Below are 14,492 nucleotides of genomic sequence, written 5' to 3'. Positions count from 1 at the left end.
CTACAGCGACCTTTGTGCGTCTGAAAAGACGCAAGACGCTGTAGTGACTCGCAGGCGATTATGCTGCTTCCGCGGCCTCGGCTTCGGATGCAACGCGGACACGGTCCTTTGCGCCCTTGGCGTCCACGTCGCGGTCAACGAATTCGATGACAGCGAGAGCGGCGTTGTCGCCGTGACGGAAACCGGCCTTCATGATGCGCAGGTAGCCGCCATTGCGGGTGGCGTAACGCGAGGCAATCGTGTCGAACAGCTTCGCGACGACGGCAACATCGCGGATCTGCGAGATCGCCTGACGGCGGGCATGCAGGTCGCCGCGCTTGCCGAGCGTGACGAGCTTCTCGACGATCGGACGGATTTCCTTAGCCTTCGGCAGAGTCGTGACGATCTGCTCGTGTTCGATCAGCGAAGCTGCCATGTTGGCAAACATCGCCTTGCGGTGGCTGGCGGTTCTATTCAGCTTGCGGCCGGCTTTACCGTGGCGCATGGCTATTCTCCTTTACTTGCAGGCATCCGCCCGCAGTCTAATGGGGCGTCGTTTAAACGTTCTAAGGCCAGCTTCACGCGTTCCTTCGAACGCGTGCGGCGTTAGTATTGGTCTTCGTAACGCTTGGCGAGATCTTCGATGTTCTCAGGCGGCCAGGACGGCACTTCCATGCCGAGGTGCAGGCCCATGGAAGCGAGAACTTCCTTGATCTCGTTGAGCGACTTGCGGCCGAAATTCGGCGTGCGGAGCATTTCTGCTTCGGTCTTCTGAATGAGGTCGCCGATATAGACGATGTTGTCGTTCTTCAGGCAGTTGGCCGAACGGACGGAAAGCTCCAGTTCGTCGACCTTCTTGAGAAGCGCCGGGTTGAAGGCGAGTTCGGTGACTGCCTCTTCCTCTGCTTCCTTGTGCGGCTCTTCGAAGTTGACGAAGACCGACAGTTGGTCCTGAAGAATGCGGGCCGCAAAAGCGATCGCATCCTCACCAGTGACCGAGCCGTCCGTCTCGATGGACATCGTCAGCTTGTCATAGTCAAGAACCTGGCCTTCGCGGGTGTTTTCCACCTTGTACGAGACCTTCTTGACCGGCGAGTAGAGGCTGTCGACCGGGATGAGGCCGATCGGCGCGTCTTCCGAGCGGTTGCGGTCAGCCGGTACGTAGCCCTTGCCGTTGTTGACGGTGAACTCCATGCGGATCTCGGCGCCCTCGTCGAGCGTGCAGATCACATGGTTCGGATTGAGGATTTCGATATCGCCAACCGTCTGAATGTCACCGGCCGTCACGACGCCCGGACCCTGCTTGCGCACGACCATGCGCTTTGCATCGTCGCCATCCATCTTGATGGCGATTTCCTTGATGTTGAGCACGATGTCGGTCACATCTTCCCGGACGCCCGGGATAGACGAGAACTCGTGCAGCACGCCGTCGATCTGCACTGCCGTAACGGCAGCACCGCGCAGCGACGACAAAAGCACGCGGCGAAGCGCGTTGCCGAGTGTCAGACCAAAGCCGCGCTCGAGCGGTTCCGCGACCAACGTTGCCTTGGTGCGGCCGGCGGAGGCGAAGTCCACCTTATTCGGCTTGATCAATTCCTGCCAATTTTTCTGAATCATGTTTTCTGCCTTCCGTTCGTTGCCACCATCCAATCGTGACAACCGAGCCCCGAAGACCGGGAGAACCACAAGCGCCCTCACCGGCATGTTGTGTGCATATGATCAGACGCGGCGCTTCTTGCGCGGGCGGCAGCCGTTGTGCGGGATCGGGGTCACGTCGCGGATCGACGTGATCATGAAGCCCGCAGCCTGCAGCGCGCGCAGAGCGGATTCACGACCAGAACCCGGGCCGCAAACTTCCACTTCCAGCGACTTCATGCCGTGTTCCTGAGCCTTCTTGGCGCAGTCCTCAGCGGCAATCTGTGCGGCGAACGGGGTCGACTTGCGCGAACCCTTGAAACCCTTCGCACCGGCAGACGACCAGGCAATCGCATTGCCCTGCGCGTCGGTGATGGTGATCATCGTGTTGTTGAACGACGAATTGACGTGTGCAACGCCAGACGTAATGTTCTTGCGCTCGCGGCGGCGAACGCGGGTGGCTTCCTTGGCCATAGGATCCCTTTCTTAGATCTCTGCACCGCCGTAATTCCAGCGGCTCCACCGGGAAAAGGATTGTTCGTCCCCTGCCCTGCATCTTCAATTTTGCGGTAGCCGGCCCACCGGCTTCGCGGGCATTTCGCAGAACCGATAGCGGCCCCAGCGACGGTCGGACAATTGCCCTTCCCAAACTACAAAAGGAGGCCGGCGCATGCGCCAGCCTCCCACTTTCCCTTTTCGGGAAATTACTTCTTCTTGCCGGCGATCGCCTTTGCCGGACCCTTGCGGGTACGGGCATTGGTGTGCGTGCGCTGACCGCGCACCGGCAGACCGCGGCGATGGCGCAGGCCGCGATAGCAGCCGAGGTCCATCAGACGCTTGATGTTCATCGCGGTGTCGCGACGCAGGTCACCTTCGACCTGGTAGTCACGGTCGATCGTTTCGCGGATCTGCAGGACTTCTGCGTCCGTCAGCTGATGCACGCGACGTTCAGTCGGAATACCGACCTTCTCAACGATTTCCTGTGCGAATTTCGGGCCGATCCCGTGAATATACGTCAGCGCGATGACGACGCGCTTTGCCGTCGGGATGTTGACGCCAGCGATACGTGCCACGTCTATTCTCCTTGCGTTCCAGTTGCCATCCGGCAATAGGTGCTTCGTTACGCGACCTCGAAGAGCCGCACGTTAATTGAGGTTCGAGACACGTCAAAAACGACCGTACCCGGACTTCATTGCTTTGAAGACCGCGCCGATCGCTTCTCATGTCGCGAGTTGACGCTGTCTTTGGAGGAATCGGTCGGAAAAGTCAACTCCCCGGCGCTTCCATTTTGGCGAAGACCACTGTCTACGCCAGAATTTTCTCGATCTCGGCGGTAACCGTCTTCACGTCCGCCATGCCGTCCACGGTCTTCAGCCGACCCGTGCGGGCATAATGCTCCGAAAGCGGAGCGGTCTTTTCCCGATACTCCTTCAGGCGACGCCTGAAAGCTTCGGGATTATCGTCGGAGCGAACGGCTCCGCCGGCGGCGACAGTTTCCGCTACGCGATTCTCCATGCGCCGGACAAGAGCTGCCTCGTCGACTTTCAACTCGATAACCGCATCGAGCTTGAGACCCTTGCCGTCGAGCATCCGATCAAGCGCTTCGGCCTGCGGAACGGTGCGCGGATAGCCGTCGAGGATGAAGCCCCTGGCGCAGTCCGGTGCATCGATACGGTCGGAGACGATTTCGTTGACGATGTCGTCGGAGACGAGCTGGCCGGCATCCATCACCGCTTTCGCACGCTTGCCAACCTCGGTCGCCTGAGCCACGGCCGACCTCAGCATATCACCTGTGGAAAGCTGCGGTATGCCGTATCTCTCCGTCAGGAGCTTGGCCTGTGTCCCCTTGCCAGCGCCCGGCGGTCCTAAAAAAATAAGCCTCATCGTCCCCTCTTTCCTCCGCGCAGCTTCGACTTCTTGATCAGCCCCTCATATTGCTGGGCAATGAGGTGACCTTGGATCTGTGCTACCGTATCGAGGGTCACGCTGACAACAATCAAAAGCGACGTACCACCAAGGTAGAACGGCACGCCGGTCTGCGAGATGAGGATTTCAGGCAGAATGCAGACGAAGATCAGGTAAATCGCGCCAATGACGGTGATCCGCGTCAGCACGTAGTCGATATATTCGGCCGTACGTTCGCCCGGGCGAATGCCCGGAATGAAGCCGCCGTGTTTCTTCAGATTGTCCGCGGTGTCCTTCGGATTGAAGACGATCGCGGTATAGAAGAAGGCGAAAAAGGCAATCATGGCCCCATAGAGCACCATGTAGAGCGGCTGGCCGTGGGCAAGCGCGCCGACGATCGCCGTCGCCCAGCCGGGCATGGTCGCAGTGTTGGCAAAGCCGGCCAGCGTGGCCGGCAGCAGCAGCAACGACGACGCAAAGATCGCCGGGATAACACCCGAGGTGTTGAGCTTCAGCGGCAGATGCGAGGTGTCGCCCTGGAACATCCGATTGCCGACCTGGCGTTTCGGATACTGAATGAGGAGACGGCGCTGCGCGCGTTCGACGAAGACGATCAGCGCGATCACGGCGACGACCATGACGATGATCGCAAGAATGAGCGGCGTCGAGAGGGCGCCCGTACGGCCGAGTTCAAGCGTTCCGGCAAGTGCCGACGGAAGGGCTGCGACGATACCCGCGAAGATGATCAGCGAAATGCCGTTGCCGATGCCGCGTGACGTGATCTGTTCACCGAGCCACATCAGGAACATCGTACCGCCGAGAAGCGAGATCACCGTGGAAATTCGGAAGAACCAACCCGGATCGTTGACCAGACCACTGCCGCTCTCAAGACCGACGGCGATGCCGTAGGCCTGCATCGCTCCGAGAAGCACCGTGCCGTAGCGGGTGTATTGGTTGATGATCTTGCGGCCCTGTTCACCTTCCTTCTTCAACTGCTCCAGCGCAGGAACGACCGACGTCATCAGCTGCACGATGATCGAGGCGGAAATATAGGGCATGATGCCGAGCGCGAAGATCGCCATGCGCTCCACTGCACCGCCGGAGAACATATTGAAGAGGCCGAGAATACCGCCGCTCTGTCCCTGGAAGGCCTGCGCGAACGCTTCCGGATTGAGCCCGGGCAGCGGGATGTAGGTGCCAAGACGGTAAACCAGAAGGGCACCGAGCGTGAACCACAGACGTTTCTTCAGATCTTCCGCCTTGGCGAAAGTCGAAAAATTCAGGTTCGAAGCAAGCTGTTCCGCTGCAGAAGCCATGCAATTCTCCGCGTACCAAATTTCGGAATCAGCGGGAAAACCCGGTCAGTTCCGGAAAGAGTAAGTCTTCATCGTTGAAAACCTGACGCGAGGCGATTGTCGCTGCAATCGGATGCCTCACCGTGGTTTCCGCTATGTCCGTCGCGGCGAGCGATTCGCCGCCCCGAACGTGAGGCTCACATATGGGAGCAAAACCGCCCGGCGTGAAGCACCCCGGGCGATTCATCAGTCATATTATTCTGCGGCGGCTGCAAGCAGCTTGATCGAACCGCCGGCCTTTTCGATCTTCTCGATCGCCGGCTTCGAAGCGCCGGCAACCTCGAGCGAGACCTTCGCCTTCAGCTCGCCGTCAGCGAGGATGCGAACGCCGTCCTTGGCGCGACGAATGACGCCGGCAGCCTTGAGAGCGGCAGCATCGACGGTCTTCGAAGCATCGAGCTTCTTGGCGTCGACGGCAGCCTGGATGCGGCCGAGCGACACGACAACAAACTCCGAAGCGAAGATGTTGTTGAAACCGCGCTTCGGCAGGCGACGGTAGATAGGCATCTGGCCGCCTTCGAAGCCGTTGATGGCAACGCCCGAGCGAGCCTTCTGACCCTTCACACCGCGACCGGCCGTCTTGCCGGAGCCGGAGCCGATGCCGCGGCCGAGACGCTTGCGGTTCTTGGTCGCGCCTTCGTTGTCCTTGATTTCATTCAGTTTCATTTGTGGATCCCCCTCACTTCTCGTCGACGACGCGAACGAGGTGCTGGACGGCCCGGATCATGCCGCGAACGGCCGGAGTGTCTTCCAGCGTGCGAACCCGGTGCATCTTGTTGAGGCCCAGGCCGATAAGCGTCTGACGCTGCACGGCAGGGCGGCGAATGGGGCTACCGATCTGCTCGACCGTAACCGTCTTCTTGCCAACTTCTTTCTTAGCCATCTGTCAGCTCCCTTATTCTTCGGAAGCAGCGCCGGTGGCAACGCGACGAGACTGGAGCGTGGCGTATTTCATGCCGCGCTGTGCCGCGATGTCCTTCGGGTGCATCTGGTTCTTCAGCGCGTCGAACGTTGCGCGAACCATGTTGTAGGGGTTCGACGAACCGGTCGACTTGGCAACGACGTCGTGAACGCCGAGCGTTTCAAACACGGCGCGCATCGGACCACCGGCGATGATACCGGTACCGGCCTTCGCCGAGCGCAGCAGCACCTTGCCGGCGCCGTGACGGCCGTGAACGTCGTGATGCAATGTACGGCCACCGCGCAGCGGGACGAAGATCAGGTCACGCTTGGCGGCTTCCGTCGCCTTGCGGATGGCTTCCGGCACTTCGCGCGCCTTGCCGTGACCGAAGCCGACGCGGCCCTTCTGGTCGCCGACGACGACGAGAGCTGCGAAACCGAAACGACGACCGCCCTTCACCACCTTGGCGACGCGGTTGATTGCGACGAGCTTGTCGACAAATTCGCTGTCGCGCTCTTCACGGCTCTGGCGATCTTCGCGAGAACCTCTTCTTTCTTGTGCCATTGTCCTCTTCCTTTTTCTTTTCCGGGTGCAATCGGCAGATTGACGAAGGCCGCCTCACTTCCTCGGAAATCGAAGCGGCCAGGGATGTGCGAAGCCGAATTTCGCCCGGACATTGCTGCCCGGGCGATGAACCTTAGAAGTTCAGGCCGCCTTCGCGAGCTGCCTCGGCCAGCGCCTTGATGCGGCCGTGGTAGATGAAGGCGCCGCGGTCAAAGACAACGTCCTTGACGCCCGCCTCGGATGCACGCTCCGCAAGGAGCTTGCCGACAGCCGTAGCGGCTGCGGTATCAGCGCCAGTCTTCAGCGAAGACCGCAGATCCGTGTCGAGGGTCGATGCGGAGGCAAGGGTCTTGCCGGCAACATCGTCGATGATCTGCGCATAGATGTTCTTCGACGAGCGATGAACCGACAGGCGCGGACGGCCGTTGGCGACCGCCTTGATTTGACGGCGCACGCGGCTGGCGCGACGCACAAGAGTATCTTTCCTGCTAGCCATTTCGCGTGATCCTTACTTCTTCTTGCCTTCTTTGCGGACAATCCGCTCTTCGGCATACTTGACACCCTTGCCCTTGTAGGGCTCGGGGCCACGGTATTCGCGGATCTCCGCGGCAACCTGGCCGACCTGCTGCTTGTTGATGCCGGAAACGACGATTTCCGTCGGCTTCGGCACAGCGATCGAGATGCCTTCCGGCGTCTGGTAGACGACGTCGTGGCTGAAGCCGAGAGCCAGCTGCAGGTTCCTGCCCTGCATGGAGGCGCGGTAGCCGACGCCGTTGATTTCGAGCTTGCGCTCGTAGCCGTCCTTCACGCCCTTGAAGATGTTCTCAATCATCGTGCGGGACATGCCCCACTTCGAACGAGCATCCTTGCTCTCATTGAGCGGCTCAACGACGACCGCATTGTTTTCAAGCTTCACCGAGACTTCGTCGTTTGCGACGAAAAACAATTCGCCCTTCGGACCCTTCGCCGTTACCTTCTGGCCATCAACGTTAGCCGTGACGCCTGCCGGAACTTGAACGGGTTTCTTACCGATACGAGACATTTTTATACCTGTCTGTTCGCTATGGAGATCGTGCCCGGCCTTAGAAGACCGAGCAAAGAACCTCGCCACCAACATTCTGTTCGCGCGCCTGATGATCGGCCATCACGCCCTTCGGGGTCGAAAGGATGGTGATGCCGAGGCCGTTCGCGACCTGCGGAATGGACTTGACCGAGACATAAACTCGGCGGCCCGGCTTAGAGACGCGTGCGATCTCGCGGATCACGGACGAGCCTTCGTAGTACTTCAGTTCGATGTTCAGCTCGGACTTGCCGTTGCCGAATTCGACTTCAGAGTACCCACGGATGTAGCCTTCAGCCTGAAGGACATCCAGAACGCGTGCGCGCAGCCTCGAAGCCGGCGTCGAAACGCTCGACTTGCGCCGGGCAGCACCGTTGCGGATACGGGTGAGCATATCGCCCAAGGGATCAGTCATTGCCATGTGCCCGTCTCCTTACCAGCTCGACTTGACAATGCCCGGCACCTTGCCGAAATTGCCCAGTTCGCGAAGCGCAATACGCGACATGCGAAGTTTACGATAGTAGGCGCGCGGACGCCCGGTAACTTCGCAACGATTGCGGATGCGGGTCTTCGATCCATCACGTGGCAGGCTTGCCAGCTTGAGGGTGGCCTTGAACCGCTCTTCGATCGGCAAAGACTGGTTCATGATGATTGCCTTCAGGGCAGCACGCTTGGCGGCTTGCCCGACAACCAGTTTGCGGCGGCGCTTGTTCTTTTCAACTGCGCTCGTTTTCGCCATAACAGTTATCCTTCTTTACGCTTGTCGTTACGGATTACTGACGGAACGGGAAGTTGAACTCTGTAAGCAGAGCGCGAGCTTCGTCGTCGTTAGTTGCCGTCGTGCAAACGATGATGTCCATGCCCCACATCTGATCAACCTTGTCGTAGTTGATCTCAGGGAACACAATGTGTTCCTTGATGCCCATGGCAAAGTTGCCACGACCATCGAAGGATTTCGGATTGAGGCCGCGGAAGTCTCGAACACGCGGAAGAGCGATGTTTATCAGACGATCCAGGAACTCATACATCCGAACGCCGCGCAAGGTAACCTTGGCGCCAATCGGCATGCCTTCGCGGAGCTTGAAGCCAGCGATGGAGTTGCGAGCGCGGGTGATCACCGCCTTCTGGCCGGCAATCGCAGCGAGATCGGCGGCAGCAACGGTCGGCTTCTTGGAATCGCCGGTCGCTTCGCCAACACCCATGTTGATAACGATCTTGTCGAGGCGCGGGATCTGCATTTCGTTGGCGTAGGAGAACTTCTCCTGCATCGCCTTGCGGATGCGCTCTACATATTCCTTCTTGAGCCGCGGCTCATAAGCGGTCTTAGCCATCGATCACTTCTCCCGAACGCTTGGCCACGCGGACCTTCTTGTCACCGTCGATCTTGAAACCGATGCGGGTCGGCTTGCCGTCCTTCGGATCGGCGATCGCGATGTTCGAAAGGTGGATCGGGGCTTCCTTGTTGATAATGCCGGCTTCCTGGCTCTGGGTCTGGCGCTGGTGACGCTTCACCATGTTGACGCCACGCACGACAGCCCGGTCTTCCTTCGGCATGACCTGGATTACCTCGCCGGTGCGGCCCTTGTCCTTGCCGGTGAGCACGACAACCTTGTCGCCTTTACGAATCTTTTGCATCTCTCAACGCTCCCTTAGAGTACTTCCGGAGCCAGCGAGATGATCTTCATGTGGTTCTTGGCGCGGAGTTCGCGCGGAACCGGTCCGAAGATACGGGTGCCGATCGGCTCTTTCTTGTTATCGATAAGAACGGCTGCGTTGGTGTCGAAACGGATGACGCTGCCATCCGGACGGCGGATGTCCTTCGCGGTGCGAACGACAACAGCCTTCATGACATCACCCTTCTTCACGCGGCCGCGCGGAATGGCTTCCTTGATCGAAACGACGATGATGTCGCCGATCGACGCATACTTGCGCTTGGAGCCGCCCAGCACCTTGATGCACATGACACGACGTGCGCCGGAATTATCCGCCACGTCGAGGTTTGTTTGCATCTGAATCATGTCAGGTCGCCTTCTTGTTGTTACCAGGCCGGTTGGGTCGAAACCCCCTCGCCCGGCTTATTGTGCTCATCTCAAAGCAAAAGAACGCCCGGACTCGAGCGTTCCTCTGCTTTAATTGCGTGCTTCATACAGATATTTGCCCGAGACGCAAGGGTCTCGCCGACAAAACCTGCACAAATCAAGCCTGGGCGGAAACGACCGTCCAGCGCTTGTCCTTCGAGATCGGTGCGCATTCCTCAATGGAAACAACGTCACCGACCTTGTACTGGTTGTTCTCGTCGTGAGCCTTGTACTTCTTGGAACGGCGGACGGTCTTCTGGAGAATCGGGTGCGCAAAGCGGCGCTCGACCCTGACGACGACGGTTTTGTCGTTCTTGTCGCTGACGACGGTGCCCTGCAGAATGCGTTTCGGCATTTTCTTCTGGTCCTTAGGCCTTGGCTTCTGCCGCCTTCTGGCGGGCAATTGTTTTGATGCGTGCGATGTCCTTGCGGACTTCGTTGATACGCGAAGACTTTTCGAGCTGGCCGGTTGCCTTCTGGAAGCGCAGGTTGAACTGCTCCTTCTTCAGCTTGGCAAGCTCTTCGTTGAGTTGATCGGCGCTCAGAGCGCGAACATCTGCGGCTTTCATGAGCTTCACTCCTTACTCTGCGATACGCTGCACGAAGCGCGTCTTGACAGAGAGCTTGGCAGCGCCAAGACGAAGTGCCTCACGGGCGAGTTCTTCGCTGACACCATCGATCTCGAACATCATACGGCCGGGCTTGACCTTGCATGCCCAGTATTCAACCGAACCCTTGCCCTTACCCATGCGGACTTCGGTCGGCTTGGCGGTGACCGGAACGTCCGGGAACACACGGATCCAAACGCGGCCGGCGCGCTTCATGTGGCGGGTGATCGCGCGGCGGGCCGCCTCGATCTCGCGAGCGTTGACGCGGTTCGGCTCCTGAGCCTTCAGGCCGAATTCGCCGAAAGCAAGATCAGAACCACCCTTGGCTACACCCTTGATGCGGCCCTTGAACTGCTTGCGATACTTCGTACGCTTTGGCTGCAACATTTTTTTACTTCTCCGATATTGGCTGCCACGCGCGAATGTTACGCGTTTTCACGACGACGGTCCCTGCCGCCACCGCCCTGGTTGTCACTCTCGGTCGCGCGGCGCTCGGAAGCCATCGGATCGTGCTCGAGGATTTCGCCCTTGAAGATCCAAACCTTGATGCCGCAGATACCGAAAGCGGTCTCAGCTTCCGCCGTGCCGTAATCAATGTCGGCGCGCAGCGTGTGCAGCGGAACGCGACCTTCACGATACCATTCGGTACGAGCGATTTCCGCACCGCCGAGACGGCCGGCGCAGGTGATCTTGATGCCTTCAGCGCCGAGACGCATGGCCGACTGAACAGCGCGCTTCATCGCACGGCGGAAGGCCACGCGGCGTTCGAGCTGCTGAGCGATCGACTGGGCAACGAGCGTCGCATCAACTTCCGGCTTGCGCACCTCGACGATGTTGAGGTGCGTTTCGGAGTTCGTCATCTCGGAAAGCTTCTTGCGGAGCTTTTCGATGTCGGCGCCCTTCTTGCCGATGATCAGACCCGGGCGAGCCGAGTGGATCGTCACGCGGCACTTCTTGTGCGGGCGTTCGATCACGACCTTGGCGATGCCGGCTGCCTTCAGCTCTTCCATCAGGTACGAGCGGATCTTCAGGTCTTCGTGAAGAAGCTGGCCATATTCCGCGTTATCCGCGAACCAACGGCTGTCCCAGGTCCGGTTGATGCCGAGACGGAAACCGATCGGATTAATCTTCTGGCCCATTATGCGGCCTCCCCTTTGGCTTCCACTTCACGAACGACGATCGTCAAGTGCGAAAACGGCTTTTCGACGCGCGATGCACGGCCGCGACCACGGGCGTGGAAGCGCTTCATCACGATCGACTTGCCAACGTAAGCTTCGGCGACGATGAGCGAATCAACGTCGAGATCGTGGTTGTTCTCAGCGTTTGCGATCGCAGATTCAAGCGTCTTTCTGACGGTACCTGCTATGCGCTTACGCGAGAACTCGAGTTCGGCCAGAGCGCGATCAACCTTCTTGCCGCGGATCAACGCGGCAACGAGGTTGAGCTTCTGGGGGCTGACGCGGATCGTGCGCGCAATGGCCTGCGCCTCATTGTCCTTCAGCCGGCGTTCGGCTTTTGCCTTGCCCATTGTTACTTCCTCTTCGCTTTCTTGTCCGCGCCATGACCATAATAGGTCCGGGTCGGAGCGAATTCGCCGAACTTGTGACCGACCATTTCTTCGGACACGGAGACGGGAACATGCTTGTTGCCGTTGTAGACGCCGAAGGTCAGACCAACGAACTGCGGAAGGATCGTGGAGCGACGGCTCCACATCTTGATCACTTCGTTACGACCGCCGTCGCGAACCTTCTCAGCCTTGTTGAGAAGATAGCCGTCAACAAACGGACCTTTCCATACTGAACGAGCCACTTGAGACTTCCTCTCTTACTTCTTGCGCTGGTGACGCGAGCGCATGATGAACTTGTCGGTCGACTTGTTGGAGCGCGTGCGCTTGCCCTTCGTCGGCTTGCCCCACGGGGTTACCGGGTGGCGGCCACCGGAGGTACGGCCTTCACCACCGCCGTGCGGATGGTCAACCGGGTTCATGACGACGCCGCGTACGTGCGGACGCTTGCCGCGCCAACGCGAACGACCAGCCTTACCGTCATTGATGTTGCCGTGATCGGGGTTCGATACAGCACCGATCGATGCAAGGCAAGAGCCGTGCACGAGGCGCTGCTCGCCCGAATTCAGGCGAAGGATTGCCATGCCCTGGTCGCGGCCGACGAGCTGCGCATAGGTTCCGGCGGAGCGAGCGATCTGCCCGCCCTTGCCCGGCTTCATCTCCACATTGTGGATGATGGAGCCGACCGGAATGAACTGCAGCGGCATCGAATTGCCGGGCTTTACGTCGACAGCCTTGTCCGAAGCGATGACCTTGTCACCGGCGGCTAGACGCTGCGGCGCCAGGATATAAGCCTGTTCGCCGTCGGCATAGTTGACGAGAGCGATGAACGCGGTGCGGTTCGGGTCGTATTCCAGACGCTCGACAGTGCCTTCAACGTCGAACTTGCGACGCTTGAAGTCGACCAGACGGTAGGACCGCTTGTGACCGCCGCCCTGGAAGCGGACGGTGATGCGGCCCAGGTTGTTGCGACCGCCCTTGGAGGACAGGCCCTCGGTCAACGCCTTGACCGGCTTGCCCTTATAGAGGCCGGCCCGGTCTACGATGACCAGCTGACGCTGGCTCGGGGTCGTCGGATTGAAACTTTTCAATGCCATTTTCTTGTTCCCTTTTGGGTTTTTACCCTAATGGGCCTATCCGTTAGAGACCGGTGGAGACGTCGATGGACTGACCTTCGGCGAGCGTGATAATCGCCTTCTTCACGTCCTTCTGTTTTCCGGCAAAACCGCGGAAACGCTTCAGCTTACCCTTGCGGACGAGCGTGTTCACGGCCGTAACCTTGACGCCGAACAGGGCTTCGACAGCAGCCTTGATCTCAGGCTTCGAGGCGCCCTTGGCGACATTGAAGACGACCTGGTTCTGTTCGGAAACCAGCGTCGACTTTTCGGTGATCGAGGGAGACACGATCACGTCGTAGTGGCGAAGATCCGTCATTTGAACCGCTCCTCCAGAGCTTCCACGGCAGCCTTGGAAAGCACGAGCTTGCCACGGCGCAGAATGTCGTAAACATTGATGCCCTGAACCGGCAGAACGTCCACGTTCGGGATGTTCTGGGCTGCGAGCTTGAAGTTGCTCTCGATCTCGGCGCCGCCGATGATCAGAGCGTTGGTGAGGCCGAGCGACGCGAATACGCCGGCGAGAGCCTTCGTCTTTGCTTCGTTGGCGACGAGGTCGTCGATGACGATGATCTCTTCAGCCTTTAGCTTGGCCGAGAGCGCATGGCGCAGGCCGAGCGCGCGGACCTTCTTCGGAAGGTCATGGGCGTGGCTGCGGACAACCGGACCATGAGCCTTACCGCCGCCGCGGAACTGCGGAGCACGAGCGGAGTGGTGGCGGGCGCGGCCCGTACCCTTCTGCTTGTACATCTTGGCGCCGGTGCGCGAGACTTCGGCGCGGCCCTTGGCCTTGTGGGTGCCCTGCTGCTTCTTGGCGAGCTGCCAGCGAATGACGCGGGCGATGATGTCTTCACGGGGTTCGAGGCCGAAAATGGCGTCAGAAAGGGAAACCTTTCCCGCGTCCTTGCCCTCGAGGGTTTTGACGGTGAGATCCATTATTCGGCTCCCTTACTTCGATGCTTCGGCGCGCACGGCGGCCGGGCGCGGAGCGCCTTCCGGGGTGCCCGACTTGATTGCGTCACGGACGACGATCCAGGAGCCCTTGGAGCCAGGGACTGCACCCTTGACCAAGATCAGGCCACGGTCTTCGTCAGTCGACACGACTTCCAGGTTCTGAGTGGTGACGCGCGTCTGACCCATGTGACCAGCCATGCGCTTGCCCTTCCAAACACGGCCCGGGTCCTGGTTGGAACCGGTCGAACCGTGCGAGCGGTGCGATACGGAAACGCCGTGCGTGGCGCGCAGACCGCCGAAATTGTGGCGCTTGATGGCGCCGGCAAAGCCCTTACCGATCGTCGTGCCGGTCACGTCAACCAGCTGGCCCGCAACAAAGTGGCTGGCCGTCAGCTCAGAACCGACGTCGATCAGGTTATCAGCGCTCACGCGGAACTCGACGACCTTTGCCTTCGGCTCGACGCTTGCAGCGGCGAAATGGCCGCGCATCGCCTTCGGCGTATTCTTGACCTTCGAACGGCCGGCACCCAGCTGAACTGCGGTATAACCGTTCTTCTCTTCCGTGCGGTGGGCCACTACCTGGCAGTTTTCCAGCCGCAATACTGTTACCGGGATATGCTCGCCAGCGTCGTTATAGACGCGGGTCATTCCCACCTTCTGTGCAATCACACCTGAACGCATCGGTTCACGCCTCTTGTTTAGGGTTCCCGTCCGGCACTTTCGCGCCTTCCGGTTTCCTGTTCCTGGAAGCCGTTGGAGAAACTCCACGTACCT

The 14,492-nt window shown here is 59.6% G+C and carries 26 protein-coding genes; all 26 read right to left on the bottom strand.

Annotated elements, in window-relative coordinates; translation table 11 throughout:
- Positions 1-58 precede the first annotated feature (58 nt).
- Positions 59-484 (bottom strand): 50S ribosomal protein L17, encoded by a 426-nt coding sequence (rplQ, locus tag PYH37_RS18140; protein WP_280732846.1) that lies wholly within the window; start codon positions 482-484, stop codon positions 59-61.
- A gap of 101 nt (positions 485-585) precedes the next feature.
- The gene (locus PYH37_RS18135) at positions 586-1,596 is read right to left on the bottom strand and encodes a DNA-directed RNA polymerase subunit alpha (protein WP_280732845.1); all 1,011 of its coding nucleotides are present in this window, start codon (positions 1,594-1,596) and stop codon (positions 586-588) included.
- 102 nt (positions 1,597-1,698) lie between these two features.
- Entirely contained in the window at positions 1,699-2,088 is a 390-nt protein-coding gene (gene rpsK / locus PYH37_RS18130) for a 30S ribosomal protein S11 (RefSeq protein WP_003536496.1), read from the bottom strand.
- A 230-nt stretch (positions 2,089-2,318) separates the two neighbouring features.
- Positions 2,319-2,687, bottom strand: coding sequence for a 30S ribosomal protein S13 (gene rpsM / locus PYH37_RS18125; protein WP_280732844.1), 369 nt, complete (start codon positions 2,685-2,687; stop codon positions 2,319-2,321).
- 232 nt (positions 2,688-2,919) lie between these two features.
- Positions 2,920-3,498, bottom strand: coding sequence for an adenylate kinase (locus PYH37_RS18120; protein WP_280732843.1), 579 nt, complete (start codon positions 3,496-3,498; stop codon positions 2,920-2,922).
- Complete coding sequence (gene secY / locus PYH37_RS18115) at positions 3,495-4,835, bottom strand: preprotein translocase subunit SecY (RefSeq protein WP_280732842.1); 1,341 nt, start codon at positions 4,833-4,835, stop codon at positions 3,495-3,497. Before secY ends, PYH37_RS18120 begins: the two co-directional genes overlap by 4 nt.
- A gap of 234 nt (positions 4,836-5,069) precedes the next feature.
- A complete protein-coding gene (gene rplO / locus PYH37_RS18110) occupies positions 5,070-5,540 on the bottom strand; it encodes a 50S ribosomal protein L15 (RefSeq protein WP_280732841.1) in 471 nt (156 codons plus the stop codon).
- Between the two features lie 13 nt (positions 5,541-5,553).
- Entirely contained in the window at positions 5,554-5,757 is a 204-nt protein-coding gene (rpmD, locus tag PYH37_RS18105; protein ID WP_280732840.1) for a 50S ribosomal protein L30, read from the bottom strand.
- Positions 5,758-5,769: 12 nt separating this feature from the next.
- The gene (gene rpsE, locus PYH37_RS18100) at positions 5,770-6,339 is read right to left on the bottom strand and encodes a 30S ribosomal protein S5 (protein WP_280732839.1); all 570 of its coding nucleotides are present in this window, start codon (positions 6,337-6,339) and stop codon (positions 5,770-5,772) included.
- Between the two features lie 133 nt (positions 6,340-6,472).
- On the bottom strand, positions 6,473-6,835 hold the full coding sequence (gene rplR, locus PYH37_RS18095; RefSeq protein ID WP_280732838.1) for a 50S ribosomal protein L18: 363 nt from the start codon (positions 6,833-6,835) through the stop codon (positions 6,473-6,475).
- A 12-nt stretch (positions 6,836-6,847) separates the two neighbouring features.
- Positions 6,848-7,381 carry a 50S ribosomal protein L6 gene (gene rplF, locus PYH37_RS18090; RefSeq protein WP_280732837.1) on the bottom strand — a complete coding sequence of 178 codons (534 nt, stop codon included), beginning with the start codon at positions 7,379-7,381 and terminating at the stop codon, positions 6,848-6,850.
- A gap of 40 nt (positions 7,382-7,421) precedes the next feature.
- Positions 7,422-7,820: a 30S ribosomal protein S8 gene (gene rpsH, locus PYH37_RS18085; protein ID WP_280732836.1), complete on the bottom strand. Its 399-nt coding sequence runs from the start codon at positions 7,818-7,820 to the stop codon at positions 7,422-7,424.
- Positions 7,821-7,832: 12 nt separating this feature from the next.
- A complete protein-coding gene (gene rpsN / locus PYH37_RS18080) occupies positions 7,833-8,138 on the bottom strand; it encodes a 30S ribosomal protein S14 (protein ID WP_280732835.1) in 306 nt (101 codons plus the stop codon).
- Positions 8,139-8,172: 34 nt separating this feature from the next.
- Positions 8,173-8,730 (bottom strand): 50S ribosomal protein L5, encoded by a 558-nt coding sequence (gene rplE / locus PYH37_RS18075; RefSeq protein ID WP_280732834.1) that lies wholly within the window; start codon positions 8,728-8,730, stop codon positions 8,173-8,175.
- Positions 8,723-9,034 carry a 50S ribosomal protein L24 gene (gene rplX / locus PYH37_RS18070; RefSeq protein WP_280732833.1) on the bottom strand — a complete coding sequence of 104 codons (312 nt, stop codon included), beginning with the start codon at positions 9,032-9,034 and terminating at the stop codon, positions 8,723-8,725. Before rplX ends, rplE begins: the two co-directional genes overlap by 8 nt.
- 14 nt (positions 9,035-9,048) lie before the next feature.
- A complete protein-coding gene (rplN, locus tag PYH37_RS18065; protein ID WP_012707761.1) occupies positions 9,049-9,417 on the bottom strand; it encodes a 50S ribosomal protein L14 in 369 nt (122 codons plus the stop codon).
- A gap of 178 nt (positions 9,418-9,595) precedes the next feature.
- Entirely contained in the window at positions 9,596-9,832 is a 237-nt protein-coding gene (rpsQ, locus tag PYH37_RS18060; protein WP_018239490.1) for a 30S ribosomal protein S17, read from the bottom strand.
- A gap of 13 nt (positions 9,833-9,845) precedes the next feature.
- Positions 9,846-10,046: a 50S ribosomal protein L29 gene (gene rpmC, locus PYH37_RS18055; protein WP_153442057.1), complete on the bottom strand. Its 201-nt coding sequence runs from the start codon at positions 10,044-10,046 to the stop codon at positions 9,846-9,848.
- A gap of 12 nt (positions 10,047-10,058) precedes the next feature.
- Entirely contained in the window at positions 10,059-10,472 is a 414-nt protein-coding gene (rplP, locus tag PYH37_RS18050) for a 50S ribosomal protein L16 (protein ID WP_011975175.1), read from the bottom strand.
- 38 nt (positions 10,473-10,510) lie between these two features.
- On the bottom strand, positions 10,511-11,224 hold the full coding sequence (gene rpsC, locus PYH37_RS18045) for a 30S ribosomal protein S3 (RefSeq protein WP_280732832.1): 714 nt from the start codon (positions 11,222-11,224) through the stop codon (positions 10,511-10,513).
- The gene (gene rplV / locus PYH37_RS18040) at positions 11,224-11,613 is read right to left on the bottom strand and encodes a 50S ribosomal protein L22 (RefSeq protein WP_280732831.1); all 390 of its coding nucleotides are present in this window, start codon (positions 11,611-11,613) and stop codon (positions 11,224-11,226) included. Before rplV ends, rpsC begins: the two co-directional genes overlap by 1 nt.
- Positions 11,614-11,615: 2 nt before the next feature.
- On the bottom strand, positions 11,616-11,894 hold the full coding sequence (gene rpsS, locus PYH37_RS18035) for a 30S ribosomal protein S19 (RefSeq protein WP_280732830.1): 279 nt from the start codon (positions 11,892-11,894) through the stop codon (positions 11,616-11,618).
- A 15-nt stretch (positions 11,895-11,909) separates the two neighbouring features.
- Positions 11,910-12,746: a 50S ribosomal protein L2 gene (gene rplB / locus PYH37_RS18030; protein WP_280732829.1), complete on the bottom strand. Its 837-nt coding sequence runs from the start codon at positions 12,744-12,746 to the stop codon at positions 11,910-11,912.
- A gap of 43 nt (positions 12,747-12,789) precedes the next feature.
- A complete protein-coding gene (locus tag PYH37_RS18025) occupies positions 12,790-13,083 on the bottom strand; it encodes a 50S ribosomal protein L23 (RefSeq protein ID WP_012707756.1) in 294 nt (97 codons plus the stop codon).
- Complete coding sequence (gene rplD, locus PYH37_RS18020; RefSeq protein WP_280732828.1) at positions 13,080-13,700, bottom strand: 50S ribosomal protein L4; 621 nt, start codon at positions 13,698-13,700, stop codon at positions 13,080-13,082. The genes PYH37_RS18025 and rplD overlap by 4 nt, the downstream gene beginning before the upstream one ends.
- A 12-nt stretch (positions 13,701-13,712) precedes the next feature.
- The gene (gene rplC / locus PYH37_RS18015; RefSeq protein ID WP_280732827.1) at positions 13,713-14,399 is read right to left on the bottom strand and encodes a 50S ribosomal protein L3; all 687 of its coding nucleotides are present in this window, start codon (positions 14,397-14,399) and stop codon (positions 13,713-13,715) included.
- Between the last annotated feature and the right edge of the window lie 93 nt (positions 14,400-14,492).

Source organism: Sinorhizobium numidicum, assembly GCF_029892045.1.
GTDB lineage: Bacteria > Pseudomonadota > Alphaproteobacteria > Rhizobiales > Rhizobiaceae > Sinorhizobium > Sinorhizobium numidicum.
Note: the sequence above shows the minus strand (reverse complement) of the source record. Positions and strands in the feature narration are given on the sequence as shown.

Coding starts and splice junctions, on each gene's coding strand:
- rplQ (WP_280732846.1), bottom strand. CDS start 484: ATGCGCCACGGTAAAGCCGGCCGCAAGCTGAATAGAACCGCCAGCCAC.
- PYH37_RS18135 (WP_280732845.1), bottom strand. CDS start 1,596: ATGATTCAGAAAAATTGGCAGGAATTGATCAAGCCGAATAAGGTGGAC.
- rpsK (WP_003536496.1), bottom strand. CDS start 2,088: ATGGCCAAGGAAGCCACCCGCGTTCGCCGCCGCGAGCGCAAGAACATT.
- PYH37_RS18120 (WP_280732843.1), bottom strand. CDS start 3,498: ATGAGGCTTATTTTTTTAGGACCGCCGGGCGCTGGCAAGGGGACACAG.
- secY (WP_280732842.1), bottom strand. CDS start 4,835: ATGGCTTCTGCAGCGGAACAGCTTGCTTCGAACCTGAATTTTTCGACT.
- rplO (WP_280732841.1), bottom strand. CDS start 5,540: ATGAAACTGAATGAAATCAAGGACAACGAAGGCGCGACCAAGAACCGC.
- rpmD (WP_280732840.1), bottom strand. CDS start 5,757: ATGGCTAAGAAAGAAGTTGGCAAGAAGACGGTTACGGTCGAGCAGATC.
- rpsE (WP_280732839.1), bottom strand. CDS start 6,339: ATGGCACAAGAAAGAAGAGGTTCTCGCGAAGATCGCCAGAGCCGTGAA.
- rplR (WP_280732838.1), bottom strand. CDS start 6,835: ATGGCTAGCAGGAAAGATACTCTTGTGCGTCGCGCCAGCCGCGTGCGC.
- rplF (WP_280732837.1), bottom strand. CDS start 7,381: ATGTCTCGTATCGGTAAGAAACCCGTTCAAGTTCCGGCAGGCGTCACG.
- rpsH (WP_280732836.1), bottom strand. CDS start 7,820: ATGGCAATGACTGATCCCTTGGGCGATATGCTCACCCGTATCCGCAAC.
- rpsN (WP_280732835.1), bottom strand. CDS start 8,138: ATGGCGAAAACGAGCGCAGTTGAAAAGAACAAGCGCCGCCGCAAACTG.
- rplE (WP_280732834.1), bottom strand. CDS start 8,730: ATGGCTAAGACCGCTTATGAGCCGCGGCTCAAGAAGGAATATGTAGAG.
- rplX (WP_280732833.1), bottom strand. CDS start 9,034: ATGCAAAAGATTCGTAAAGGCGACAAGGTTGTCGTGCTCACCGGCAAG.
- rplN (WP_012707761.1), bottom strand. CDS start 9,417: ATGATTCAGATGCAAACAAACCTCGACGTGGCGGATAATTCCGGCGCA.
- rpsQ (WP_018239490.1), bottom strand. CDS start 9,832: ATGCCGAAACGCATTCTGCAGGGCACCGTCGTCAGCGACAAGAACGAC.
- rpmC (WP_153442057.1), bottom strand. CDS start 10,046: ATGAAAGCCGCAGATGTTCGCGCTCTGAGCGCCGATCAACTCAACGAA.
- rplP (WP_011975175.1), bottom strand. CDS start 10,472: ATGTTGCAGCCAAAGCGTACGAAGTATCGCAAGCAGTTCAAGGGCCGC.
- rpsC (WP_280732832.1), bottom strand. CDS start 11,224: ATGGGCCAGAAGATTAATCCGATCGGTTTCCGTCTCGGCATCAACCGG.
- rplV (WP_280732831.1), bottom strand. CDS start 11,613: ATGGGCAAGGCAAAAGCCGAACGCCGGCTGAAGGACAATGAGGCGCAG.
- rplB (WP_280732829.1), bottom strand. CDS start 12,746: ATGGCATTGAAAAGTTTCAATCCGACGACCCCGAGCCAGCGTCAGCTG.
- PYH37_RS18025 (WP_012707756.1), bottom strand. CDS start 13,083: ATGACGGATCTTCGCCACTACGACGTGATCGTGTCTCCCTCGATCACC.
- rplD (WP_280732828.1), bottom strand. CDS start 13,700: ATGGATCTCACCGTCAAAACCCTCGAGGGCAAGGACGCGGGAAAGGTT.
- rplC (WP_280732827.1), bottom strand. CDS start 14,399: ATGCGTTCAGGTGTGATTGCACAGAAGGTGGGAATGACCCGCGTCTAT.